At 33.4% G+C, this 25,336-nt stretch carries 16 protein-coding genes and 3 tRNA genes; 9 read left to right on the top strand and 10 right to left on the bottom strand.

The window, feature by feature from the left end:
• Window positions 1–2: 2 nt before the first annotated feature.
• From OZP08_RS12490 to OZP08_RS12480, 3 genes are all read right to left on the bottom strand, one after another.
• Window positions 3–76 (bottom strand) — tRNA-Arg (locus OZP08_RS12490).
• Between the two features lie 14 nt (window positions 77–90).
• A tRNA-Pro gene (locus tag OZP08_RS12485) sits at window positions 91–165 on the bottom strand.
• An 83-nt stretch (window positions 166–248) separates the two neighbouring features.
• Window positions 249–332, bottom strand: a tRNA-Ser gene (locus tag OZP08_RS12480).
• A gap of 569 nt (window positions 333–901) precedes the next feature.
• On the opposite strand from OZP08_RS12480, the gene OZP08_RS12475 reads away from it, so the two are divergent.
• Together OZP08_RS12475 and OZP08_RS12470 are read left to right on the top strand one after the other, a co-directional pair.
• Complete coding sequence (locus tag OZP08_RS12475) at window positions 902–2,083, top strand: acetyl-CoA C-acyltransferase (protein WP_268846427.1); 1,182 nt, start codon at window positions 902–904, stop codon at window positions 2,081–2,083.
• Window positions 2,084–2,189: 106 nt separating this feature from the next.
• On the top strand, window positions 2,190–2,951 hold the full coding sequence (locus tag OZP08_RS12470) for a C40 family peptidase (RefSeq protein ID WP_281321984.1): 762 nt from the start codon (window positions 2,190–2,192) through the stop codon (window positions 2,949–2,951).
• Between the two features lie 54 nt (window positions 2,952–3,005).
• Here the strand turns inward: OZP08_RS12470 and OZP08_RS12465 are convergent, their stop codons facing one another.
• The 3 genes from OZP08_RS12465 to gyrA form a co-directional block, all read right to left on the bottom strand.
• On the bottom strand, window positions 3,006–4,070 hold the full coding sequence (locus OZP08_RS12465) for a tetratricopeptide repeat protein (RefSeq protein WP_281321983.1): 1,065 nt from the start codon (window positions 4,068–4,070) through the stop codon (window positions 3,006–3,008).
• Between the two features lie 594 nt (window positions 4,071–4,664).
• Window positions 4,665–5,933, bottom strand: a complete 1,269-nt coding sequence (locus OZP08_RS12460; protein WP_281321982.1) for a tetratricopeptide repeat protein — start codon at window positions 5,931–5,933, stop codon at window positions 4,665–4,667.
• A gap of 40 nt (window positions 5,934–5,973) precedes the next feature.
• The gene (gene gyrA, locus OZP08_RS12455) at window positions 5,974–8,592 is read right to left on the bottom strand and encodes a DNA gyrase subunit A (protein ID WP_281321981.1); all 2,619 of its coding nucleotides are present in this window, start codon (window positions 8,590–8,592) and stop codon (window positions 5,974–5,976) included.
• 264 nt (window positions 8,593–8,856) lie between these two features.
• Between gyrA and OZP08_RS12450 the strand changes: the two genes are divergently transcribed.
• The 4 genes from OZP08_RS12450 to OZP08_RS12435 all read left to right on the top strand — a co-directional run bounded on the left by OZP08_RS12450 (window position 8,857) and on the right by OZP08_RS12435 (window position 14,343).
• Entirely contained in the window at window positions 8,857–11,403 is a 2,547-nt protein-coding gene (locus OZP08_RS12450; protein ID WP_281321980.1) for an ATP-dependent Clp protease ATP-binding subunit, read from the top strand.
• A 140-nt stretch (window positions 11,404–11,543) separates the two neighbouring features.
• Window positions 11,544–12,914, top strand: a complete 1,371-nt coding sequence (gene rimK, locus OZP08_RS12445; RefSeq protein ID WP_281321979.1) for a 30S ribosomal protein S6--L-glutamate ligase — start codon at window positions 11,544–11,546, stop codon at window positions 12,912–12,914.
• Window positions 12,915–12,949: 35 nt separating this feature from the next.
• Complete coding sequence (locus OZP08_RS12440) at window positions 12,950–13,465, top strand: DUF421 domain-containing protein (RefSeq protein WP_268846424.1); 516 nt, start codon at window positions 12,950–12,952, stop codon at window positions 13,463–13,465.
• A gap of 41 nt (window positions 13,466–13,506) precedes the next feature.
• Entirely contained in the window at window positions 13,507–14,343 is an 837-nt protein-coding gene (locus tag OZP08_RS12435; RefSeq protein WP_268846423.1) for a GNAT family N-acetyltransferase, read from the top strand.
• 84 nt (window positions 14,344–14,427) lie between these two features.
• On the opposite strand, the gene OZP08_RS12430 is transcribed toward OZP08_RS12435, so the two are convergent.
• The 4 genes from OZP08_RS12430 to OZP08_RS12415 all read right to left on the bottom strand — a co-directional run bounded on the left by OZP08_RS12430 (window position 14,428) and on the right by OZP08_RS12415 (window position 19,313).
• The gene (locus OZP08_RS12430; protein WP_281321978.1) at window positions 14,428–15,774 is read right to left on the bottom strand and encodes an inorganic phosphate transporter; all 1,347 of its coding nucleotides are present in this window, start codon (window positions 15,772–15,774) and stop codon (window positions 14,428–14,430) included.
• Window positions 15,775–15,804: 30 nt separating this feature from the next.
• Window positions 15,805–16,449, bottom strand: coding sequence for a DUF47 domain-containing protein (locus tag OZP08_RS12425; RefSeq protein ID WP_268846422.1), 645 nt, complete (start codon window positions 16,447–16,449; stop codon window positions 15,805–15,807).
• A gap of 52 nt (window positions 16,450–16,501) precedes the next feature.
• Complete coding sequence (gene hutH, locus OZP08_RS12420; protein ID WP_281321977.1) at window positions 16,502–18,016, bottom strand: histidine ammonia-lyase; 1,515 nt, start codon at window positions 18,014–18,016, stop codon at window positions 16,502–16,504.
• Window positions 18,017–18,230: 214 nt separating this feature from the next.
• On the bottom strand, window positions 18,231–19,313 hold the full coding sequence (locus tag OZP08_RS12415; RefSeq protein ID WP_281321976.1) for a hypothetical protein: 1,083 nt from the start codon (window positions 19,311–19,313) through the stop codon (window positions 18,231–18,233).
• A 648-nt stretch (window positions 19,314–19,961) separates the two neighbouring features.
• Here OZP08_RS12415 and thrA point away from each other — a divergent pair.
• The 3 genes from thrA to thrC all read left to right on the top strand — a co-directional run bounded on the left by thrA (window position 19,962) and on the right by thrC (window position 24,926).
• Window positions 19,962–22,409, top strand: coding sequence for a bifunctional aspartate kinase/homoserine dehydrogenase I (gene thrA, locus OZP08_RS12410; RefSeq protein WP_268846419.1), 2,448 nt, complete (start codon window positions 19,962–19,964; stop codon window positions 22,407–22,409).
• 93 nt (window positions 22,410–22,502) lie between these two features.
• Window positions 22,503–23,423, top strand: coding sequence for a homoserine kinase (locus OZP08_RS12405; RefSeq protein ID WP_281321975.1), 921 nt, complete (start codon window positions 22,503–22,505; stop codon window positions 23,421–23,423).
• 213 nt (window positions 23,424–23,636) lie between these two features.
• Window positions 23,637–24,926 carry a threonine synthase gene (gene thrC, locus OZP08_RS12400; RefSeq protein WP_281321974.1) on the top strand — a complete coding sequence of 430 codons (1,290 nt, stop codon included), beginning with the start codon at window positions 23,637–23,639 and terminating at the stop codon, window positions 24,924–24,926.
• Window positions 24,927–25,336: the final 410 nt, after the last annotated feature.

Genomic DNA, 25,336 nt, shown 5'->3' with positions numbered 1-25,336 from the left:
AGTGAACGCAGAAGGATTCGAACCTTCGACCGCCTGCTTAGAAGGCAGGTGCTCTATCCAGCTGAGCTATGCGTCCATTATTTCAATTTGTCGGGGTGGCAGGATTCGAACCTGCGGCCTCCTGCTCCCAAAGCAGGCGCGATAACCGGGCTACGCTACACCCCGAAAATTCAATATTATACATATCCTTTATGAAAATACCCTTGGTATTTGAATTTTGCTAAAATTCTTAACATTAAGAAAATATGCGGAGAGACAGGGACTCGAACCCTGGCGACGATTACTCGTCGACAGATTAGCAATCTGCTCCATTACCGCTCTGGCACCTCTCCAAAAACCTTCAAAACTCTTTAGGAAACGTGTCCTGTTTTGCGGTTGCAAATTTAAGACATCTTTAGACTTCTCACAAGTATTTCGACACTTTTTTTTAATATTTTTTAATATTTTTTTAAAAATACTTCACTATCAAACACATAGAATTAATAAAAAAACTCACATAAAAAGGCAACAATGCTTCAAATGTAATAAATTCGACTCATTTATGCTTAATCATAGCTAGCGAGAGATTAAAAAAACAATTAACCTTAACTTCACTTATTAAAGAAACTCCTACTCATTTTCAAACTTCATCTCGAAAGCATTTGAAACGATTATATATTAATATCAAAGTAAGAATGCAAAAGAACAGGCAAATTAACCATTTCTTAAAAATCAAAAACAAATACTAATTCCCAAATCATCTTTGGATTGTAACATTAACAAATAAACTCTTTTTAATGATTTAATTAAAAACAAAGAATAAAACACTAATTAATTAAATATATCTTAATTTAAATCCTTGAATAATTTTAATATACTAAAAAAAGTTTAAATTTGCTATATAAATCAACATATAATAAACATGAGCAAAAGAGTTGTTATCGTTTCTGCAGTTAGAACACCTATCGGCAGTTTTATGGGAGGATTGTCTACAGTTACTGCACCTAAATTAGGAGCTGCTGCAATTAAAGGAGCATTAGACAAAATACAATTAGACCCAAAATTAGTTGACGAAGTTTTTATGGGTAATGTAGTACAGGCCGGAACAGGACAAGCTCCAGCTCGTCAAGCTGCAATTTACGCAGGACTTCCTGTTGAAGTAGCTTGCACAACAGTTAATAAAGTTTGCGCTTCAGGAATGAAAGCTGTAATGCTAGGCGCTCAAGCCATTCAGTGCGGAGATGCCGAAATTGTAGTTGCAGGAGGAATGGAAAACATGAGTATGATTCCACACTATATGAATTTAAGAAATGGCACAAAGTTTGGTCCAAACACTATGGTTGACGGATTACAAAAAGACGGACTAACTGATGCATATGACAATAATGCAATGGGGGTTTCTGCCGACTTATGTGCTACAGAATACAATATTACTAGAGAAGAACAGGATAAATTTGCAATCCAATCGTATGAGCGTTCAGCTACAGCTTGGAGTCAAGGTAAATTTGACAACGAAATTGTTCCAGTAGCGGTTCCTCAAAGAAAAGGTGAACCAATTATTATTTCAAAAGACGAAGAATTTACTAATGTTTCATTAGAAAAAATCCCAAACTTAAGCGCAGTATTCACAAAAGAAGGAACAGTTACAGCTGCAAATGCTTCAACTATCAATGATGGTGCTGCAGCAGTTGTATTAATGAGCGAAGAAAAAGCCATTAGTTTAGGTTTAAAACCTCTAGCTTACATAAAAGGATATGCTGACGCTGCTCAAGAACCAAAATGGTTTACAACAAGCCCCGCAAAAGCAATACCAAGAGCATTAGCTAAGGCTAACTTAACTCTTGACGAAATCGATTATTTCGAATTTAACGAAGCTTTTTCTGTAGTTGGATTAGCCAATTCAAAAATACTTGGACTTGACAATAACAAGGTTAATGTTAACGGAGGAGCTGTTTCTTTAGGTCACCCTCTAGGATGCTCTGGAGTGCGCATAATAGTTACTTTATTGAACGTATTAGAGCAAAACAATGCTAAATATGGCGCTGCTGCAATTTGCAATGGCGGTGGAGGTGCATCTGCATTTGTTATCGAAAGAAACATCTAACACCCCTTCTTTCAAAGAAAATTGAAATTATTAAATAAATACGAATCGAAAATTACTATTTTTACAGTAATTTTTGATTCGTATTTTTAATTTCTAATTTATATAAATGTTCGGAATTTGTAATTTAGCCATAATACCCCTTCGAGCTGAAGCCAGTGATAAAAGCGAAATTGTTTCTCAAGTTTTATTTGGTGAACATTTTGAAGTTTTAGAACAATCTAAACAATGGTCTCGTATTAGAATACAATTTGACAATTATGAAGGCTGGATAGACACTAAACAATTTCAAGAAATTACTGAATCAAATTTTAAACAGTTATCAACGGATGCAATAATTCTAAATGCCGATTTAATAGAATATATTACAACTCCATCAAACTCATTAATTCCTATCCCTCTTGGGTCATCACTATCCTTTTTGAACTATAGTGAAATAAACACTTCTAATTTTGATTTTGAAGGCACAAAAACAAGCGGAATTAAACCTAAAAAATCCTTATTGAACTCAGCCTTTATGTATTTAAACGCCCCTTATCTTTGGGGAGGAAAAACACCATTTGGCATTGACTGCTCTGGTTTTACCCAGATGGTTTACAAACTCAATGGCTACAAACTATTACGCGATGCATCACAGCAAGCTACGCAAGGCGAAGCTTTAAGTTTTATTGAAGAAAGTGAACCAGGCGATTTAGCTTTTTTTGACAATGATGAAGGTAATATTACACATGTTGGTATAATTATGGAAAACAATTATATTATTCACGCTAGCGGCAAAGTAAGAATCGATCGTTTAGATCATTTAGGAATTTACAATACCGACACAAACAAACACACTCATAAACTTCGGGTAATTAAAAAAATAATTTAAAAAAAGGGGACAAAATTAAATTTTGTCCCCTTTTTCATTTTTATTTAAACCGAACTAAAATCTAGCTTTTAGCTCATTATATTCCGCCGTCATATCTAATGATCTGTAAACTCCCAAAAGAGATTTAGCCACATCTTGATTTTTAGGCTCAATCATTAGCGCTTTTTTAAGATAAGGAATCACACTTTTAACCAAATCATCTTTTTTGGTCTTCAGCTTATCATACTGCTGCATATCTGCAGGAGAATTTCCTAGATTATTCATCTGATCTGTCAATGTCTTTTTAGATTCTAATCTTAAATAAGCTATATTTATATATGCATCAATATAATTAGGCTCCGCTTCAAGAACTTTATTATAACACATTTCAGCTTTAACCGCATCGTTCTTTTCAAGATAAAGAAATGCTAAGTTTTTGTTTATCTCAGTTCTTTTAGAAGCTGACACAGCATTTCTTGGCTTTTCATAAGCTCCTGAATTAATCCCTTCATCCCTAACACTAGTTGACACAAAAGATTCTTCAGCTTTTGTTTTCTTATTTGTAGCATAAAGAACCATTCCTTTTCCAGAATAATTAATCTTCTTTAACTCTTCATAATATTTTAGAGCATTATCATAATTTTTTGCAGACATAGAAGATGAAGCTGCATTATACAAATTCAGAGTATCTTTTTTATCAAATAAATACACACTATAACTTTTGTCGGAACTTTCATTAAACTTACCAGCTTTAAAATCAGTAGCAGCCCCATTCATTAATATAGACTTTATTTCTCTAATTGCCACATTAGCCTGCATAGTATACTTAAATTTACCGGATTCAGATTCAGCTTTTATCAAATCTTGATATGCTTCACCGGCTAATGCCATATTCTTTACTGCATCAATATTTTTTCCAGCCATAGCCTTCAATACATTTCCCTTCAAAAAATAAAAATCAGATTTCTCTTCATCTGTAGAATTATAAACAAGGTATTCTGAGGATTTTAAGATACCAAACGCTTGTTGATACCTACCTCCATCATACTCTACCTGAGCTCCTTTAATTTGACTTTTTTGGGCATAGATTCCTGCATTTATCAATAACACTATTGATAGCATTACAAATTTTCTTTTCATTGGTTTTGGTTTAATTATTAAAACAAGATTCTGGGGGCGCTTTACTTTAAAATAAATCAATAGATTTTTTTCAATTAAGATTAAAAACTATAAAAAATATTTCAATAACTAATAAATAGAATTTAAAAAAGAGATTTTAAATATTTTAAGATATCGCTAAAACATTTTGGGATGAACTTCCTATTTTCATTTTACTTATTTAGTTCTTTAGGAGAATAAGTAATCGAAGTAACTTTAAAGTATTTTTATGTCATAAATTATTTTTTTGTAAGTTAAAAAATCACGGCTCAAAAATTTCATAATGTCTTTAAAAATAAAATATATATTTAACAATATTCAAACTACATCGTTTTTTTATCAATTAATATTTTATTAATAAAACATATTAAGCCTAAAAATAGAATTAAATTTTGATTACACAAATGAATTTTAAAGAAAAATTAATCTAAATATAACATACTATTTTTAATTAAGAAAAAACTGTATATTTTAACACACAAACCTCATAAACATTTCAAAAGATAAGATCGTCAAAAAAAGAAGTCCTGCTCAAAATTATTTGAGCAGGACTTCTTTTTTATCAAAATATGAAAACTACATTTTAGCCTTCAAAGCTTTATATTCTGCTGTCATTTCTAATGCACTATAAACATTTAATAATGTTTTAGCAACATCAACATTTTCAGGAGCTAACTCAACCGCTTTAGCTAAATAAGGAATAGTACTTCTAAACAAGTCTTCTCTTTTCTTCTTTAGCACATTATAACGCTTCATATCTTCAGCAGAAGTACCTAATTTATTCATATCATCAATGATTGGTTTTTCACCATCTAACTTCATTGCAGCCATATTAATATAAGCATTGATATATTTAGGATCTAACTCTATAACTCTGTTATAAAACTTTTCAGCTTCAGTAAAGTTCTTTGCTGATGCACTAACAACACCTAAATTGAATATTAAGTCTACATCATTTGGATTTTTCTGTAATGCTTCAGCAATTAATTTCTTGTAAGTATCCATATCTTTTGCCTCAAGATATAAATTAGCCTCTGTCAATATCAATGAAGTATCATCTGGATTTGCTTTTCTAGCATCAGAAACCGCTTTTTTAGCCGCATCCATTTTTCCTTGCTGTACATAAATTAAAGCAATATTTTTATATATCTCGCCTCTTTTTGAAGGCACAGCCTCATTTCTTGGTTTTTCATGAGTTCCCATTTTCACCAATCTATCTCTATCTGCTGCCGTATTGAAAAAATCTTCCTGACCATTTACCTTATTTACTGCATAAAAGTAATTAGCTTTTCCAGAATAATTCAATGACTTTAATTCTTCATACAACTTAAGAGCATTATCATAATCTTTTGCACTTACATAAGTAGATGCTGCGTAATAAAGATTAATAGTGTCTTTTTTCTCTAACAAATAGGCATCATATAATTTTTTGGCACCTTCTGCATTTTTATCAGCTTTTGTATCTGCAATCGCACCATTAATCAATTTCCCTTTTATATCAGTAATTGAAGCAGCTGCCTGAGTAGAATACTTAACTTTCCCTGAAGCTTTTTCAATCTCCAATAATTCTTTGTATGCTTTTGCAGCTTCACTTAAGTTCTTATCAGCCTCAACATTTTTATTTGCCAAATCAAAATACGCATTTCCTTTAACAAAATAATATTGCGCTTTATCAGCATCTGGAGCATTAACAACCTGATGCTCTACACCAGTTAAAATAGTGATTGCCTCATCTGACTTACCACCTTTCACTGCTTTTTCAGCAGCTTTTATTTCATTTTTTTGAGCAAAACTTGCTACTGATAAAAATAATGCTGACGCTATTATTACATATCGATTTTTCATATTAATCTATTTTATATTTATTTTTTTTATTGCTACTTAATTAAGCATCGTCATCTGAATCGTCTTCGTCAGATTCATCTTCTTCAACTTCCTCGTCTTCATCCTCATCTTCATCTTCTTCGGTTGCACCTTCGTCTTCAAGAACTTCCAAAACAGGTTTTACTCGCTCGATTTCAACCTCAATTTCATTCCCATCTTCGTCAAGTACTACCTCTTTTTCCTCTTCTTTCATTACTTTAGTTACAGCTGCAATAGAATCTTTCCCTTTGATGTTTATTAATTTAACACCTTGAGTAGCTCTTCCCATTACTCTTAAATCCTCAACCGCCATTCTAATAGTCAAACCAGATTTATTGATAATCATTAAATCATCTGCATCAGTAACGGCGTTTATTGAGATAAGTTTTCCTGTTTTCTCAGTAATATTAAGTGTTTTCACACCTTTACCTCCACGATTGGTTATTCTATATTCATCAAGACTTGAACGTTTACCATAACCATTTTCAGCAACTACAAGAATTTCACTGTTCATATCATTTACAGTTACCATTCCGATCACTTCATCAGTATCATCTTTAAGAGTGATTCCACGAACTCCTGATGCTGTTCTTCCCATCGGACGAGTTTTGGTTTCTTCAAAACGAACTAATTTACCTGATTTAACTGCCAAAATGATTTGACTTTCACCATTCGTCAATTTAGCCTCAAGTAATTCGTCACCTTCTTTAATTGTAATTGCAGCAACACCATTTACCCTAGGCTTAGAATACTTCTCTAAAGAAGTTTTCTTAACCTGACCTTGTTTGGTCACCATAACTAAATTATGACTATTGATATAATCTTTATCCTTTAAATCTTGAGTACAAATAAAAGCTTTCACTTTATCATCACTCTCAATATTCACTAAATTCTGAATCGCTCTACCCTTAGCCGTTTTACTTCCTTCCGGAATTTCATAAACACGCATCCAGAAACATTTTCCTTTTTGAGTAAAGAACATCATATATTGATGATTAGTTGCCACAAACATGTGCTCCAAGAAATCTTGATCTCTGGTTCCTGCACTTTTTTGACCAACTCCTCCTCTATTTTGTGTTTTATATTCAGAAAGATTAGTACGCTTAATATACCCTGCATGCGAAATAGTAATTACAACATTTTCATCTGCAATCAAATCTTCTATACTTACATCTCCTCCAGAATATTCAATTTTAGAACGACGTTCATCACCGTATTTATCACGGATTTCTGTTAACTCTTCTTTTATCAAAGCAATTCTTAAATTAACATCAGCTAATAAAGCTTTTAAATGCTCTATTAACTTCATAACCTCTTCGTACTCTGACCTTAACTTATCTTGTTCAAGACCTGTTAATTGACGCAAACGCATTTCTACGATAGCACGAGATTGAATATCCGATAAATTAAATCTTTCGATTAATTTATCTCTTGCTTCTTCTGTACTTTTCGAAGCTTTGATTAAAGCAATAACTTCGTCAATATTATCAGAAGCAATAATTAAACCTTCTAATATATGTGCTCTTGCTTCCGCTTTTTTCAACTCAAATTGAGTTCTGCGAATTACCACATCATGACGGTGTTCTATAAAATAATGAATCAGATCTTTCAGATTCAACATTTGAGGACGACCATTTACAATGGCAATATTGTTTACACTAAAAGAAGACTGTAATTGAGTAAACTTATAAAGTGTATTTAAAACCACATTTGGAGTAGCATCACGCTTCAAGATATAAACGATACGCATACCATTTCTATCTGACTCGTCACGAATATTCGCTATACCATCAATTTTCTTTTCATTTACTAAATCAGCAGTACGCTTAATCATATCTGCCTTATTAACTTGATAAGGAATCTCGGTAACAACAATACTCTCACGGCCATCTACCTCTTCAAAACCAACTTTGGCACGCATTACTACTCTACCTCTACCAGTCTTGAATGCTTCACGAACTCCTTCGTATCCATATATAATACCTCCGGTTGGAAAATCCGGAGCTTTAATATGCGTCATCAACTCATCAACTTCAATGTCATTATTATCCATAAATGCCAATGTACCGTTTATTACTTCGGTTAAGTTGTGAGGAGGCATATTAGTTGCCATACCTACTGCAATTCCTGTTGCTCCATTTATTAATAAGGTAGGAACACGAGTCGGCATAACTGTCGGCTCTTCTAATGTATCATCAAAATTTAATTTAAAATCTACAGTTTCTTTATCTATATCCGCCAAAATTTCTTCAGAAATCTTACGCATTCTAGCTTCAGTATAACGCATCGCTGCAGGACTATCTCCATCTACAGAACCAAAATTACCTTGACCATCGATCAATAAATAACGCATGCTCCATTCTTGCGCCATACGAACCATGGCATCATAAACAGAGGTATCTCCGTGAGGGTGATATTTACCAAGAACTTCCCCGACAATTCTTGCAGACTTTTTGTGGGCAGATCTTGAATTAACTCCCAAATCATGCATTCCATAAAGTACTCTTCGATGCACTGGTTTCAAGCCATCTCTAACATCAGGAAGCGCTCTTGATACAATAACCGACATTGAATAATCAATGTAAGCTGTTTTCATTTCATCTTCAATGTTAATAGGAATTAACTTTTCTCCTTCAGACATAATATATTCTTAGATTAAAATTATTTTGTTTTAAAAAATCCCGCTAATATAACCTTTCTCGATAAAATTACACCTATAATACATTGTAAATTTACTCGATTTATTAACAAACAAATGTTGACTTTTCGTTAATAATTTTAAGTCTTATTTAACTTTAATTTCATCATTTTTTTGTCAATTAGCATAAGCAGTTATTAGTAGGTATGGTTTTTGTTTTTCAAATACTAATTCACTAAATTTACAATAAACAATTATATAGAAATTATGGATGATAATTTTTCACCGAGAGTAAAAGACGTGATAACCTATAGCAAAGAAGAGGCTTTACGTTTAGGACACGACTTTATAGGTACTGAACATTTGATGCTTGGTATTTTAAGGGACGGGAATGGAAAAGCAATCCATATTCTGAATAACCTTTCTGTTGATTTAGACCATTTAAGACGAAAGGTTGAAATCCTTAGCCCAGCAAGTCCTAGCCATGAGGTAAGCATAGAGAAAAAAAATCTACATCTTACCCGTCAAGCGGAACGTGCCTTAAAAACTACTTTTCTAGAAGCTAAAGTTTTTCAAAGCTCTTCTATAAGTACAGCACATTTATTATTGTGCATCTTAAGAAATGAAAACGATCCTACAACCAAGCTACTGAATAAACTTAAAATAGATTATGATGTAGCTAAAGAACAGTATTTAAATATGACTCCAAACGAAGACGATTTTTTAGAAAACCTGCCAAGAAACGAATCATACAATGATGATTCAGGACAAGATGACAGTCTTAAAGAAGGTAATTTCAATAACCCTGCCAATAAATCAAATAAAAAATCCAAAACTCCTGTACTTGATAATTTTGGGAGAGATTTAACAGAAATGGCGGAAGAAGGCAAGCTAGATCCAGTTGTTGGGCGTGAAAAAGAGATTGAGCGTGTATCTCAAATTTTGAGTCGTCGCAAAAAAAACAACCCTTTATTAATTGGAGAACCTGGAGTTGGTAAATCTGCTATTGCCGAAGGTCTTGCTCTACGAATCATTCAGAAAAAAGTGTCTCGTATTTTATTTAACAAACGAGTAGTAACGCTTGATTTAGCAAGTCTGGTTGCTGGCACTAAATACCGTGGTCAGTTTGAAGAAAGAATGAAAGCAGTAATGAATGAACTTGAAAAAAATGACGATATCATTCTATTCATAGATGAAATTCATACTATAGTTGGTGCTGGTGGAGCTACTGGTTCACTTGATGCATCAAATATGTTCAAGCCTGCTTTATCAAGAGGTGAAATTCAATGTATCGGGGCCACAACGTTAGACGAGTACCGTCAATATATCGAAAAAGATGGAGCACTTGAAAGACGTTTCCAAAAAGTTATTGTAGAACCAACTTCTGTAGAGGAAACAATAACTATTTTAAACAATATTAAAGACAAATACGAAGATCATCATAACGTAACTTACACACCAGAAGCTGTTGAAGCTTGTGTTAAGTTAACTAATCGTTATATGTCTGAACGTTTTTTACCGGACAAAGCTATTGACGCATTAGACGAAGCCGGATCACGAGTACACATTACCAATATTGATGTTCCAAAACAAATTTTGGACTTGGAACGCCAATTAGAAGAAGTCCGTGAATTGAAAAATTTGGTTGTTAAAAAACAAAAATATGAAGAAGCAGCCAAACTTCGTGATGATGAGAAAAAAATAGAGAAAGACCTTGCCATAGCACAAGAACAATGGGAAGAAGACTCTAAAAACAATAGAATACTAGTAACCGAAAACAATGTTGCCGATGTTGTTTCTATGATGACTGGAATTCCAGTGAATCGTATTGCACAAACAGAAAGTAACAAGCTAGCAAAATTACCGGAACTAATTCAAAACAAAGTAATTGGGCAAGACGAAGCTGTTTTGAAAATAGCCCGTTCTATTCAAAGAAATCGTGCTGGGTTAAAAGATCCAAACCGTCCTATTGGTTCTTTTATTTTCCTTGGACAAACCGGTGTTGGTAAAACACAATTAGCCAAAGTTCTTGCTAAAGAATTATTTGATTCTGAAGATGCTCTAGTTCGAATTGACATGAGTGAATACATGGAGAAATTCGCTATTTCAAGATTAGTTGGTGCACCTCCGGGATATGTTGGATATGAAGAAGGCGGACAATTAACCGAAAAAGTTCGCAGAAAACCATATTGTGTGGTATTACTTGATGAAATCGAGAAAGCACACCCAGACGTATTCAATATGATGCTTCAGGTTCTAGATGATGGATATTTAACTGATAGTTTAGGTCGTAAAATAGATTTCAAGAATACAATTATCATTATGACCTCTAATGTTGGAGCACGTCAATTAAAAGATTTTGGACAAGGTGTTGGATTTGGCACAGCTGCTAAAATTGCCCAAGCTGATGACAATTCAAAAAGTATCATTGAAAATGCTTTGAAAAAAACTTTTGCTCCTGAGTTCTTGAATAGAATTGATGATGTAATTGTCTTTAACACTTTAGAGAAAGAGCACATCAATTTGATCATTGAAATTGAATTGAAAAAATTATATGATCGTATTAAAGAATTAGGTTACCAATTAACCTTATCAGAAAAAGCGAAAGCTTTTATCGCTGACAAAGGATTTGACAAACAATTTGGTGCAAGACCTCTAAAAAGAGCTATTCAAAAATACGTAGAAGACGCACTTGCTGAAGAAATTATCACTTCAAAAATTACTTCTGGTGACGAAATTTTCATGGATATTGAAGAAGGTTCACAAGAATTAACTGTTAGTATTCACAAAACAGGAGAGGCAACCAATCAATAAATTCAATAATCTATTTTAATAACAAACCCGTTACGTTTTAATAACATAACGGGTTTATAGTTTATAAAGAATTCTCATTTTTTTAAAAAACAAATATCTACTTTTGATAATTCAAAAATAGACCAAACTAAAATTAATTTATGCTTCAAAATAAAGTTATACTGGGTAGCGAAGAATGGTGCTCATTTCCAGAATTAGGAATACCAACTATCAAAGCTCGTGTTGATTCTGGTGCGAAAACATCAGCTTTGCATGCCATCAACATTGCGCCATTCATAAAAAACGATGCCAATTGGGTAAAATTTGACATCAATCCTATTCAGAATAATATAAAAACTGTTATCCATTGCGAAGCACCCTTGGTAGGCAAACGTATCGTAAAAAGCTCTAGTGGTTTTAGAGAACATCGCTATGTTATCTTAACTAATCTTGCTATAGGTGATTCCAAATGGCCAATCGAAATGACATTGACTAATAGAGATTCAATGGGATTTAGAATGCTTTTGGGACGTGAAGCCATGAGCGGAAGAATTCTTGTTGATCCAGAGCAAAAATACCTTTTAGGACAACCGACTTCAGAAAGTCTTGCTGCATTATATGTAAACTCAGAAAAAGCAAGTTCTGGTTTAAGAATTGGGCTTTTAGCCAGCAATCCTGAGCTTTACAGCAACAAAAGAATCATGGAAGCAGGAGAAATGCGAGGGCACGAAATGCACTTCCTCAACATCAAGGAATGCTACATGAAACTAGATGCAAAAACTCCCGAAATTCACTATCGTGGCGGGAAAATATTAAATCAATTTGATGCCATTATCCCTAGAATCAGACCTAGTATTACCTTTTATGGTTGTGCATTAACAAGGCAGTTTGAAGCGCTAAAAGTTTTCTGTTTAAACTCATCAACCGCCATTACACAATCCAGAGACAAATTATTCTCTTTACAATTATTACTGAATCATGGTGTTGATATTCCAACAACAGGTTTTGCTAATTCACCTTTAGATACTGACAACTTGATAAAAATGGTTGGTGGATCACCCCTAATTATAAAATTATTAGAAGGCACTCAAGGAAAAGGAGTAGTTCTAGCCGAAACAAAAAAAGCTGCAGAGAGTGTTATCAATGCTTTTAAAAGCCTTAATGCTAATATTCTAGTCCAGGAATTCATCAAAGAAGCCAATGGTAAAGATATTCGTTGTTTTGTAATTGATGGTAAAGTGGTTGCTGCAATTCAAAGAGAAGCGATGCCTGGCGAATTTAGAGCCAACATTCATCTAGGCGGAACGGCATCTATAATAAAAGTCACATCAGAAGAAAAAAAAATAGCTATAAAGGCCGCAAAAGCAATGGATTTAAAAGTAGCTGGTGTAGATATAATTCGTTCAGCAAAAGGACCTCTATTGCTCGAGGTTAACTCTTCTCCGGGGCTAGAAGGAATTGAAGGAGCTACCAATAAGGATATTGCTGGAGAAATGATCAAAGCTATCGAGAAGAACTTTAAGATAAAATAAAAGAGCAAAGAGCAAGGTCTAAAAATCTAAAATAAATGAATCCCTACTTAGACATCATCATCCGAAGCACAGCCGTATATTTATTTATGGTTATTGCTTTGCGTGTATTTGGCAAGAAAGAATTATCACAACTTAATACTGCTGATGTCATTTTAATTTTACTGATAAGCAATTCTGTTCAAAATGCCATGGTGGGGAGTAATACAACTCTTTGGGGAGGTTTAGCAGCTGCAACAGTACTTTTTATAATTAATTTTATATTGAAAAAAGTACTGTTCAAATATAAAAAACTCAATGATTTCATGTTCCAAAAGCCTCAAATACTAATTCATAACGGAAACTTAGATTTTAATATTTTAAGTGAATTAAGCATTACATCAGATGAATTAAAAGAAGCCATGCGTGAACACGGTGTTGAACATTTTTCTGATGTAAAACTTGCAATGCTTGAAGTTGATGGAAACATTAGTATCATCTCTGGAGAGAAGAATTTAAGACAAACGCATTACAAACGTAAACGAGCCCATAAAAATTTGAACAGAATAAACTAAATAAAACACCTTAATCCTATCCTCTAAATAGTTATCAAAAAATGGAGATAAAATCACTACAAGATACAGAAATAGACGAGTTAGTAACTGTATTTAATCAATCCTTTTCAGATTATATTGTTCCATTTAAAATCACAAAAGAACAATTAAAAGATAAGATTAAAAGTGATAATATCAAATTAGAATATTCTGTTGGAGCTTTTGAAGACAATCAATTAATAGGCTTCATTCTTAACGGTTTTGATTTTATTAATGGAAATAAAATTGCTTATAATGCTGGTATTGGAGTTATTCCTGAAAAAAGAGGTAATAAAGTAACAATTAAATTATTTGAACACATTATTCCAAAACTAAAAAAACAAAACGTTACCAAAATAAAACTTGAAGTTATTACTGAGAATGAAATTGCATTTAGAACCTATAAAAAAATAGGCTTTGAAATAATCAGAGAACTTAATTGTTATAAAGGTCATGTAAAATCTGAAATCAAATCAAAATTTAAAATTCTTCCTTTAAAAAATTTCGACTGGGAATTACAAAAGTCATTTTGGGATTGGAATCCAACTTGGCAAAATTCAATTAACGCTGCAGAAAACATAAGCCATTTAAACATTAGGATTGGCGCCTTTGATGCCAATTCGCTAATTGGTTATTTAATTTACAATCCAAACAGTAACAGAATTCAACAATTTGCAGTAAATAAAGACTACAGAAATCAGGGTGTGGGGAAACAGTTATTTCAATATATCACAGGAGAAAACGAAAAAGAATTTTCATTAATTAACATCCCCGTCAATTCATTAAACACAAATCATTTTTTATCAAATTTAGGACTTGAAGTCTATATCAAACAATATGAAATGGAATTAAGTTTGTAGTAAACTTGGCAAAAAAAAGAGATATAAAAGCATAAAAAAACCATTCGTTTCCGAATGGTTTTTTTATATAATTAAGTGTAATTTCTAGAAGAATAAACACAAGAAGTAGTAACATAAAGCTGCCAATAAAGCCGAAACAGGAATGGTCAATACCCACGCCCAAAGTAAACTTATAGTAACACCCCAGCGTACAGCAGAAACCCTTTTGGTTAATCCAACACCGATAATTGACCCCGTAATAGTGTGGGTTGTACTTACAGGAACTTTAAAATGCTCCGTAAAATAAAGTGTCAAAGCACCGGCTGTCTCAGCCGCAACACCTTCAAAAGATGTAACTTTGGTAATTTTAGACCCCATTGTTTTTACGATTTTCCAACCGCCACTCAATGTCCCTAAGGCAATTACCGTATAACATGCTAATGGAATCCATTCTGGCATTACCCCTTTTATTCCTTTGTCATCGTCTGGTAATACTACCTGAAGCCATTCCGGCAAACTAATAATATCAACACCTGTAGTCTTAATATAAACAGCCACAGCCGCAGCAATAATTCCCATTACTTTTTGTGAATCATTACCTCCGTGACCCAAACTAAAAGCTGCCGATGAAAGTAATTGCATTTTTCTCAAAACAGCGTCTGCTCTATTCAAATTTAAACTACTGAATATTAGCGTAAAAACTGAAATAGACAATATAATGAATGCCACCAAAAACCATTTTATATTATGGGATTCAAATATAATGCTCCAAAAATGAGATTCAAAACGTGGTTTTTCGATTTTATCAAACGGTACCATTTCACCATAAATAAACCAAATTGATGCTATCATCAATGCAATGGTAAACAACTTAGGATATATACTTTTCTTCGAAGAATATAACAACCAAATGGAAATGAAATACGAAATCAAAGCTCCCAACAAAGGGGCAAGCACAATAAATGCAATAATGATTATCACTCCGGAAGGCATTCCTCCATCTTTTCCGGCCTTATACCATGACACCACATCGTACCAATGTTTAGTAACCTGCGCTCCGTCCTGAACTACCGAATAATCCGAAAATCCATGCAAAGAAATGGCGTGAGCGATCGCTGCACCGGCAAAACCACCAATTAAAGTATGTGAGGAACTGGAAGGAATCCCCTGCCACCAAGTGAATAAATTCCAAATAATCGCCGCAACAACACCCGCAAGAATTACAACTAGTGTAATTTCGCTTGTATCGGCTGTTTTAGCAACGGTATTTGCAACACCCAAACCAAAAACCCAATACGCCAGGAAGTTGAAAAAAGCTGCCCAAACTACCGCCTGAAATGGCGATAAAACCTTCGTAGCAACAACTGTAGCAATAGCATTGGCCGCATCGTGAAAACCATTGATGTAGTCAAAAATTAATGCTAGAACTATAATAATTATGAGTAAAGTCATATCAATATCTTCAAATGAATAGTGCTTAGATTAAGAATGTTTTACTGTAATAGACTCTAAAACACTAGCTACACTCTTACATTTATCAGTCGCAGATTCTAAAACTGACAATACTTCTTTATATTTAATGATATTCTTAGCATCGGTTTCGTTTTCGAAAATTTCAAAAACGGCTTTATTATATACCATATCCGATTTATTTTCCAGCTTATTGATTTTAGCACAAGCATTGGTTATGGTTTTCATATTGCTCAAATTTTTCAATTCTTTTACTGCAATAGCAATATTTTGACAGGCTTCTAAATTGATTTCTGTCATTTTACGAATTGATTTTGTGATTTTGTCTACTTGATACAAACGCATTCTACTAGCCGCACCATGAAGATAATCAGCAACATAATCAATTGATGTAATTAATGAGTGAATATCTTCTCTGTCAAATGGAGTAATAAAGTTACGACTCAACTCCAAATTAGTTTGACGTGTAATATCTTCTCCTTTTTGTTCTAATTCATCAATTTTTAGAAAAAGAACTTCTCTTTCTTTCAAAGGAAGATTTACTGCTTCGTGTAAATGTGAAGCTAATTCGATTAAATTACTAGATGCTTCTTCGAAAAGAGGAAAGAACTTTTTGTCTTTTGGGACTAGAAATTGAAAAATACTATTTAATGACATTTGTTTTTTGTTTTTAGATGGTGCAAAATTAGTTCATTATTTAAAGCTAATGTTAAGCCAATGTTAACAAATCTTCTTCAATCTGAAAACTATTCAAGAAATCCACTGTTTTCTCGATATCATAATGAAGAATTCTGTCTTCTTTTACCAAAGAAACTTCTTCTCTGTAGGATTTTAAAAACATTTCGATAAAATCACTTGACTGTAAAGGTCTTCTATATTCAATCGCTTGCGATGCATTCATTAATTCGATGGCCAAAATACGTTCTAAATTGTTCAATACACGCAAACATTTGGTAGCTCCATTAGCTCCCATACTTACGTGATCTTCTTGTCCGTTACTTGAAACGATACTATCTATACTTGACGGAGTGGCCAATTGTTTATTTTGACTCGCAATACTAGCTGCTGTATATTGTGGAATCATAAATCCGGAATTTAAACCTGGATTATCAACCAAAAAAGCAGGAAGGTTACGCAAACCTGAAATCAACTGATAGGTTCTGCGCTCAGATATACTTCCTAATTCTGCTAAAGCAATAGCCATAAAATCTAGTGCCAAAGCCAAAGGTTGTCCATGAAAATTTCCACCAGATATAATCTCGTCACTTTCTATGAATATATTAGGATTATCGGTTACCGAATTAATTTCGGTTTTGAATACTTTTTTCACATAATCTAATGCATCTTTTGATGCTCCGTGCACTTGAGGAATACAACGGAAAGAATAAGGATCCTGAACATGAGTTTTAGGCTGTTCAATAATTTCACTTCCATCAAGGAATTCTTTTACTCTTTTGGCAGTCGCAATTTGACCGCTATGAGGACGAATATAATGAATCAACTCATTAAAAGGTTCAATTCTACCATCAAAACCTTCTAAAGAAATTGTTCCAATTAAATCGGCTAAATAAGAAACCTTATTCGCTTTCATCAAAATATGAGCTCCATATGCACTCATAAATTGAGTTCCGTTTAGCAATGCCAATCCTTCTTTTGATTTCAAAACAATCGGTTCCCAACCAAAATGTTTTAAAACCTCACTAGATTTTACTTTTTTTCCTTCAAACCAAACTTCTCCCTCTCCTAATAATGGTAATGACAAATGTGCCAAAGGAGCCAAATCTCCAGATGCTCCAAGAGATCCCTGAGTATAAATTACAGGTAATACATCATTATTATAAAAATCTACCAAGCGTTCAACGGTTTGTAATTGAACTCCAGAATGACCGTAACTTAAAGATTGAATTTTAAGCAACAACATTAATTTTACAATATCGTTTGGTACTTCCTCCCCTGTTCCGCAAGAATGTGATTTCACAAGGTTTTCTTGAAGTTTCGACAGATTTTCGTTTGAAATTTTTACATTACAAAGTGATCCAAAACCAGTGTTGATACCATAAATTGGTTCCGAATGTGAAGCCATTTTGGCATCTAAGTATTCTCTACATTTTTGAATATTTGTTTTTGCTTCCTCCGAAAGTCCAACTGATTTATTGAACGCTATAATTTCATGTAAAGCCTCAAAAGAAAGTAAATCAGTGCTTATATAATGTGTATTCTCCATTTGATTTGAATTTAAGTGTTCAAAATTCCACAAATCAACATTAAAAAGCAATGTTTTTTAACTTTATTTAAAAAATGAATAAAATAAAGAGAAGCATAAAACATAAAAGTAAGCACTAAAATAACAAAAGCAACCCGGTTTGGGTTGCTTTTGTATTAAAACTTAGATAAAATATTAGAGCCACTATGCACAACTCACAACTTTCCTATTTTTATTAGTAAGTATAAGTAATTGTGGTTGATAATTGTTCTGGCAAATTATCTTCTTTACTAAAAACTTTTTTTGTCAATATATTTCCATTTGCATTATAAGTAATCTCATTTCTCACAGAAGTAGTACTTGGAGACAACGTATAGACACTACTAATAACATTATTGAGATTTGCAACCTCTCCAAATAGATTAGAAAAACCTAACGTATATTTAGTCGGATTATTTTTTGTGTCAAAAACATAAACTTTGGTAGAAGTAGACGTATAATTAGTACTCGTATATGTACTTACATCTTTGACTAAATTTCCGTTTAGAAAAGTATAAACATTGGTATTCCCTGACGGTGTTACCATTCCAGACATAGATATACCATATAGAGTGCTAGTCACTGTACCATCTGCATTATAAACATAAACCCACTTATAAACATTCCCTTTACTAGTTGTATAGACACTAGAAGTCATTTTGTTTTTATCATTATATACATACACCCTTGAACTCTGTACAACATCTGCAACATCTACAGTCTCTTGTTTTGTTATCAAATTACCGCTATAAGTATAAACTTCTTTTCTTTTAGACACTACCATACTCCCAGAATCAGAACTTGTAGTAGAAACACTATTCAATTTAGCAATATTTGCTGAATCATATGTAAGAACATTTACATCCTTATGTATAGTTGTAGTTGTAACCCCATTACTTATACTGTAAGTATAGCTTTCAACAATTGTTGTTTTAGGAAGATCCAACACTACTTTTTCTGAAGCAATGCCTTTTGAACTCTCTAGCCCCGATAAATTTACTGTAATTGTATAAGTGTAAGTCCCTGTAGCAGTTAAAACATCTGTAAATTTTGCTTCCGTAAGTGGTACTGTATTTAGCTTTAGAGGGCTATCATTTCTGTAAACATTATAAGTAATTCCTGTACCTTCTACAGCTGGCCAAGTCACATCTATAGAACCTCCATTCAACTCCGCGTGAGCCGCAGTTGCCGATGGCACTACAATTGGTGCATCTTCATTGCTACTACAAGACACAAGTGTAAAAAAAGAAATACATAATAGGGTAATAATTTTTTTCATTAAATTTATATTTTTAAAATTTCGGCGAAAATACTTTAAAAAAATAAAAATTCAAGTAGATTTTATTTATTAAATTAAGCTTTCTTAATCATCAAATCGCATAGTAAATCTCACTTTCAATTGCTACTTAAACATATCAAAACAATATTTCCTATAACTCTTTGAAAAAGAGAACAAAAAGAATAATCTCAGTAATTGGCAATATAAATTATGTAATATAAAATTTAAACGGTTATTGAAATTTAAATATTTAACTATTCGTAAAAAGAACCTTTTACGCATTGTTTTTTTAATAAAAAACTGTATTTTTGAAAAATCAAAATGAAAAATTTTAACAGTACATATCACTCTTCGATAACAACTCAAATTTGGGTTGCTCTTGCTGTTACAACTACATCTATTACTTCTACAACAACTACAACTACCCCTTAGGGGTATACATTTTTACATATAAACCAGTTTTTTGTGCTTTTTTTCTTAAGAAAGAAAGACTTGAATGCATCAGCAATATTTGCATTTTTAAATCAAAAAAGTAGCAATTCTACTATTACATAATACAGTTCTTGTATGAAATGAGCATAATCCAAAAATGGGTCAAACACCTATAAAAATATGCGATTTACATATAACCTATAAAAACATCAACACATGAAAATATTAAAATTTGGTGGAACTTCTGTTGCCAATGCCGAAAACATAAAATTAGTATTAGATATAATAATCAATAAATCGCAAGACGAAAAGCTTGTTGTTGCGGTTTCTGCTTTTAGCAAAGTAACTGATCTATTGCAATTAGCAGCATCTAAAGCAGCATCTAATGACGAAAGTTTTAAAGATATTGTCGCCGAAATAGAGAAAAAACATCTGGAAGCCCTCAAACAACTGATTCCCGTAAGTGAACAAAGTGGCTTGTTAAGCCATATCAAAAGAATCATAAACCACTTAGAAACTTTACTGGACGGTTGCTTTCTTTTGGGAGAGTTATCCCCAAGAACATCCGATATTATTCTGAGCTTTGGAGAATTATTATCATCTTATATCATTGCCGAAGCCTTAAAACAAAAATTAAAAAACAGCATCTATAAAGACAGCCGTGAGTTGATCAAAACCAATAATCATTTTGGAAAAGCAGCTGTAAACTTTGAAATTACAAACCAACTCATAGCTGATTTTTTTGCTTCAAATACTGCACAGGTAGTTATAATCCCAGGATTTATTGCATCTACTCTTGACGGAATCAACACAACTTTAGGTCGTGGCGGGTCAGATTATACTGCCGCAATTATTGCTGGAGCCCTAAATGCTGAGCAATTAGAAATATGGACTGATGTAAACGGTATGTATACTGCCAATCCAAAAATCGTAAAACAAGCACAACCAATTGCTACAATTTCGTATCAAGAAGCAATGGAATTGTCACATTTTGGTGCCAAAGTACTGTACCCTCCAACAATCCAACCGGTTTTAAAGAAAAACATTCCAATATATATCAAAAATACTTTTGAGCCTACTGCTGAAGGAACTTTGATATCAAATAACATTACACCACATACAAGCCTAGTAAAAGGAATAAGTCATATTGACTGTATTACTTTAATAACATTAGAAGGTTCCGGAATGATTGGAGTTGCAGGTTCTTCTAAAAGGTTATTCGAAGTATTGTCGAACGAAAATATTAATGTAATCTTTATTACTCAAGCTTCATCTGAACATTCTATCTGCATAGGAATTTTAAATTCGGATGCCGAAACTGCTGAAACTGCTATCAATAGTGCTTTCCAATTAGAGATTTCACAAAACAAAATTGATCCCTGCATTGTTGAACAAAACCTATGCATTATCGCTTTAGTGGGTGAAAACATGAAAAATCACCAAGGATTAAGTGGTAGAATGTTTAGCACTTTAGGAAAAAACAATGTTAACATTCGTGCAATTGCCCAAGGTGCTTCAGAAAGAAACATCTCGGTAGTTATTAACGAAAGAGATGTCAAAAAAGCGCTGAATACTTTACACGAAAACTTCTTTGAAGAAAACACTAAGCAATTGAACTTATTTGTGATGGGAGTTGGAAATGTGGGTGAGAAATTCATTGAACAAATTCAGCAACAAAAGAAATTCTTAAGAGATAATTTAAAGATAAACTTAAGAGTTATTGCCCTTTCGAATTCTCGAAAAATGCATTTTGACGAAGATGGAATTTCATTAAAAGAATGGCAATCACTTTTAGCAAATGGTGAAGCAGCCGATAAAGAACAATTTATTGCCAATATCAAATCGCTTAATTTACGCAACAGTATCTTTGTGGATATCACTGCAAATGAAGAAGTGTCAAAAACTTACGAGCATTATTTAAAGCAAAATGTTGCTGTGGTAACTTGTAACAAGATTGCCTGCTCATCTGCCTATGATAATTACAAAAACCTAAAAAACTTATCACGTAAATACAATGCGCCTTTCCTTTTTGAAACTAATGTTGGAGCTGGACTACCAATCATAGATACTGTAAAAAATTTAATTGCATCTGGTGATAAAGTACATAAAATACAAGCCGTTTTGTCAGGAAGCTTGAATTTTATTTTCAATAATTTTAATGAAAATAATACTTTCCATAACGTTGTCAAAGAAGCTGGAATACAAGGGTTTACAGAACCAGATCCAAAGATAGATTTAAGCGGAATAGACGTAGCCAGAAAGATACTTATTTTGATTCGTGAGAGTGGTTATAAAATGGAAATTGATGCTATAGAAAATGAATCTTTCATACCAGCAGAATGTCTTGCTACTACAACAAACGAAGCATTCTTTGAATCATTGCAAAAAAATGCTGCCCATTTTGAGGACATCCATAAAGAAGCTTTGGCTAAAGATTCACGTTTAAAATATGTAGCTCAATTCGAAAATGGAAAAGCAAGTGTAGGTTTACAATTCATTCCAAAGGATCATCCGTTCTACAATTTAGAAGGAAAAGATAATATCGTTTTATTCTATACTGATCGTTACGTAGATCAACCCTTATTGATAAAAGGTGCAGGTGCCGGAGCTGCGGTTACAGCCTCAGGAATTTTTGCCGATGTGATTAGAATAGGAAATGTATAATTTAGTCAAAAGTCTAATGTCATAAAGTCGAAAAGGAAAAGACTTTGATTTTATGACATTATACTGACTTTAGACTTTAGACTTTATAACTTTATGACTGAAATAAAAATATTTTGCCCCGCTACTATCGCGAATCTTTCGTGTGGTTTTGATGTACTTGGACTTTGCCTAGCCACTGCTGGCGATGAAATGATAATTCGTAAATCAGATGTAAAAGGAGTTCGTATTACCAAAATTATTGGTGCCGATTTACCTTTGGAAACCGAAAAGAATGTTGCCGGTGTTGCTGCATTGGCAATGTTGGAAGAAGTAGAAACCGAATTTGGTTTCGAAATCGAAATTTACAAACATATCAAAGCTGGTAGCGGTATCGGAAGCAGCGCAGCCAGTTCTGCAGGTGCCGTTTTTGGTATCAACGAGTTACTGGGAAGACCTTTCACCAAAAAAGAATTAGTGAAATTTGCCATGCAAGGCGAAAAACTAGCCAGTGGCAATGCCCATGCCGACAACGTTGCCCCTGCCCTCTTGGGAGGTTTTACATTGGTAAGATCATCAAATCCTTTGGATATTATCAAAATTGATAGTCCATCAGAGTTATATGCAACAGTGGTACACCCGCAAATTGAGCTGAAAACATCGGATGCCCGTTCTGTATTAAAACAAAACGTTTCCTTAAAAAGTGCCATTACCCAATGGGGAAATGTAGGCGGATTAGTAGCAGGACTGTATACTCAGGATTACGAGTTAATCGGACGTTCTTTGCATGACGAAATTATTGAACCTATTCGTAGTATGCTAATTCCCGGATTTGATTTAATCAAGCAAACGGCTTATGAAAACGGAGCTTTGGGTTCTGGAATTTCGGGTTCTGGTCCTTCTATTTTTGCTTTAAGCAAAGGAAAAGAAAACGCCGACAAAATTGCCAAAGCCATGAGTGCCGTTTACGAAGAAATGGATTTACCTTACGAAATTCACGTTTCGAAAGTAAATGATGAAGGAATTAGTGTTCTTTAGAACGCTATAGGCCGTAAGCTTTAAGCTATAGGCTAAAATAAAAAGTAAAAAAGCTTAAAGCCTAAAGCAACTAAAAAAATAAATATTTTAAAATGCAGTAACAATGGTAAAAGCTTACGGCTTAAAGCCTAAAGCCTACTGCGCAAAGCAAAAAAATTGACAAAGGCAAAAAGCTTATAGCCTATTGCCTAAAGCCTAAAGCAATTAAAAAAAATGAAATATTACAGTTTAAACCATAATGCACCCAACGTTTCTTTTCAGGAAGCGGTAATACAAGGATTGGCGTCCGACAAAGGATTGTATTTCCCAGAAAGTATAACACCATTAGCATCAAGTTTTTTTGAGGCTATCGAAAGTTTACCACATGAGGAAATTGCTTTTGAAGCCATTAAACAATTTGTAGGAGATGAAATCCCAGCCGATACTTTAAAACAAATCATAGCCGAAACGTTATGCTTTGATTTCCCTTTGGTGGAAGTCGAAAACGGAATCTATTCCCTTGAATTATTTCACGGTCCAACCATGGCTTTCAAAGATGTTGGTGCTAGATTTATGTCTCGTTGCCTTGGTTATTTTAACAAAGACAAAAAGGACAACAAAAACACAGTGCTTGTAGCAACTTCCGGCGATACTGGAGGTGCCGTCGCCAGTGGTTTTCTTGGCGTAAATGGCGTTGATGTTGTTATTCTTTACCCTTCTGGAAAAGTGAGCGACATTCAAGAAAAACAATTAACGACTTTGGGACAAAACATACGAGCACTTGAAGTAGATGGTGTTTTTGACGATTGCCAAGACATGGTAAAAAAAGCGTTTCTTGACGAAAGCCTAAATCACATGCAACTAACTTCTGCGAATTCCATTAATATTGCGCGTTGGTTACCACAAATGTTTTACTTTTTCTTTGCTTACAAAGCATTAAAAGGCCAAAACAAACCATTGGTTTTCTCTTGTCCAAGTGGAAACTTCGGGAATATTTGCGCTGGTATCATTGCCAAGAAATTAGGTTTGCCTATCGAGCATTTTGTAGCTTCTACCAATGTAAATGACACGGTGCCAAGATTCCTAGAAAATGGAATTTACGATCCAAAACCGTCTATCGCAACAATTTCTAATGCTATGGATGTAGGAAATCCGAGTAACTTTGTTCGTATACAAGAGATGTACCAAAACGATTTGGAGCAATTCAAAAAGGATTTTAGTTCTTATACCTTTACTGATGCCGAAACTTTGGTAGCGATGAAAGCCATTCATAATGAAAGAGGATACATTGCTGAACCACACGGAGCTGTTGGTTATTTAGGATTGAAAAAAGAATTACAAAACATTTCTAACGCAATTGGCGTTTTCTTGGAAACCGCCCACCCTATCAAATTCTTAGATGTGGTAGAACCAGCTTTGGGAGTAACTTTAACCCTTCCTGAGCAAATCGAAAGTGTAATGAATAAAGAAAAAGTAAGCGTGAAAATTTCAACTTATGAGGAATTGAAAGCATTCTTGGAATAGCAAATTGATACCACAATACACAAAACGACTGAGAATTATTTCAGTCGTTTTTTTTTTTGAGTTAATTTACTTCGTCAGTTCGCTTCGCTCGTGTCTGCTGTCCGCTGTATCTGCGTTCCCGAACCCCGGGCACACAGGATGCCGCTTCCATTAGGGCTACGACAGTATTATTTGTTCTTTGTTAAAACTTAAAAGACTAGTATTCAATATAAAATTTTAAAAATTGGTAAGAAAAAAACATATATTTGAAAATAAAAATGAAATAACTTTTCACCAATCTATTCAATTAAGAATGTACATGCGAAAATTTATTTTGTATATATTGAAGTTGTATGTCATTTTTCAGAACAAATCATTAAAATCATAAAATATGCTTTCAAAAAAGTACTTAAATAGCGTGAAAAATCTTC

The sequence above is a fragment of the Flavobacterium aestivum genome (genome assembly GCF_026870175.2).
In the GTDB taxonomy this organism is placed as follows: Bacteria; Bacteroidota; Bacteroidia; order Flavobacteriales; family Flavobacteriaceae; genus Flavobacterium; species Flavobacterium aestivum.
The sequence above is the reverse complement of the archived record's forward strand: the minus strand, read 5'-3'. Positions and strand labels throughout refer to the sequence as shown.

What these genes read in the sequence shown, in the direction of transcription:
- OZP08_RS12475 (WP_268846427.1), top strand. Translation starts at nt 902, where the DNA reads ATGAGCAAAAGAGTTGTTATCGTTTCTGCAGTTAGAACACCTATCGGC.
- OZP08_RS12470 (WP_281321984.1), top strand. Translation starts at nt 2,190, where the DNA reads ATGTTCGGAATTTGTAATTTAGCCATAATACCCCTTCGAGCTGAAGCC.
- OZP08_RS12465 (WP_281321983.1), bottom strand. Translation starts at nt 4,070, where the DNA reads ATGAAAAGAAAATTTGTAATGCTATCAATAGTGTTATTGATAAATGCA.
- OZP08_RS12460 (WP_281321982.1), bottom strand. Translation starts at nt 5,933, where the DNA reads ATGAAAAATCGATATGTAATAATAGCGTCAGCATTATTTTTATCAGTA.
- gyrA (WP_281321981.1), bottom strand. Translation starts at nt 8,592, where the DNA reads ATGTCTGAAGGAGAAAAGTTAATTCCTATTAACATTGAAGATGAAATG.
- OZP08_RS12450 (WP_281321980.1), top strand. Translation starts at nt 8,857, where the DNA reads ATGGATGATAATTTTTCACCGAGAGTAAAAGACGTGATAACCTATAGC.
- rimK (WP_281321979.1), top strand. Translation starts at nt 11,544, where the DNA reads ATGCTTCAAAATAAAGTTATACTGGGTAGCGAAGAATGGTGCTCATTT.
- OZP08_RS12440 (WP_268846424.1), top strand. Translation starts at nt 12,950, where the DNA reads ATGAATCCCTACTTAGACATCATCATCCGAAGCACAGCCGTATATTTA.
- OZP08_RS12435 (WP_268846423.1), top strand. Translation starts at nt 13,507, where the DNA reads ATGGAGATAAAATCACTACAAGATACAGAAATAGACGAGTTAGTAACT.
- OZP08_RS12430 (WP_281321978.1), bottom strand. Translation starts at nt 15,774, where the DNA reads ATGACTTTACTCATAATTATTATAGTTCTAGCATTAATTTTTGACTAC.
- OZP08_RS12425 (WP_268846422.1), bottom strand. Translation starts at nt 16,449, where the DNA reads ATGTCATTAAATAGTATTTTTCAATTTCTAGTCCCAAAAGACAAAAAG.
- hutH (WP_281321977.1), bottom strand. Translation starts at nt 18,016, where the DNA reads ATGGAGAATACACATTATATAAGCACTGATTTACTTTCTTTTGAGGCT.
- OZP08_RS12415 (WP_281321976.1), bottom strand. Translation starts at nt 19,313, where the DNA reads ATGAAAAAAATTATTACCCTATTATGTATTTCTTTTTTTACACTTGTG.
- thrA (WP_268846419.1), top strand. Translation starts at nt 19,962, where the DNA reads ATGAAAATATTAAAATTTGGTGGAACTTCTGTTGCCAATGCCGAAAAC.
- OZP08_RS12405 (WP_281321975.1), top strand. Translation starts at nt 22,503, where the DNA reads ATGACTGAAATAAAAATATTTTGCCCCGCTACTATCGCGAATCTTTCG.
- thrC (WP_281321974.1), top strand. Translation starts at nt 23,637, where the DNA reads ATGAAATATTACAGTTTAAACCATAATGCACCCAACGTTTCTTTTCAG.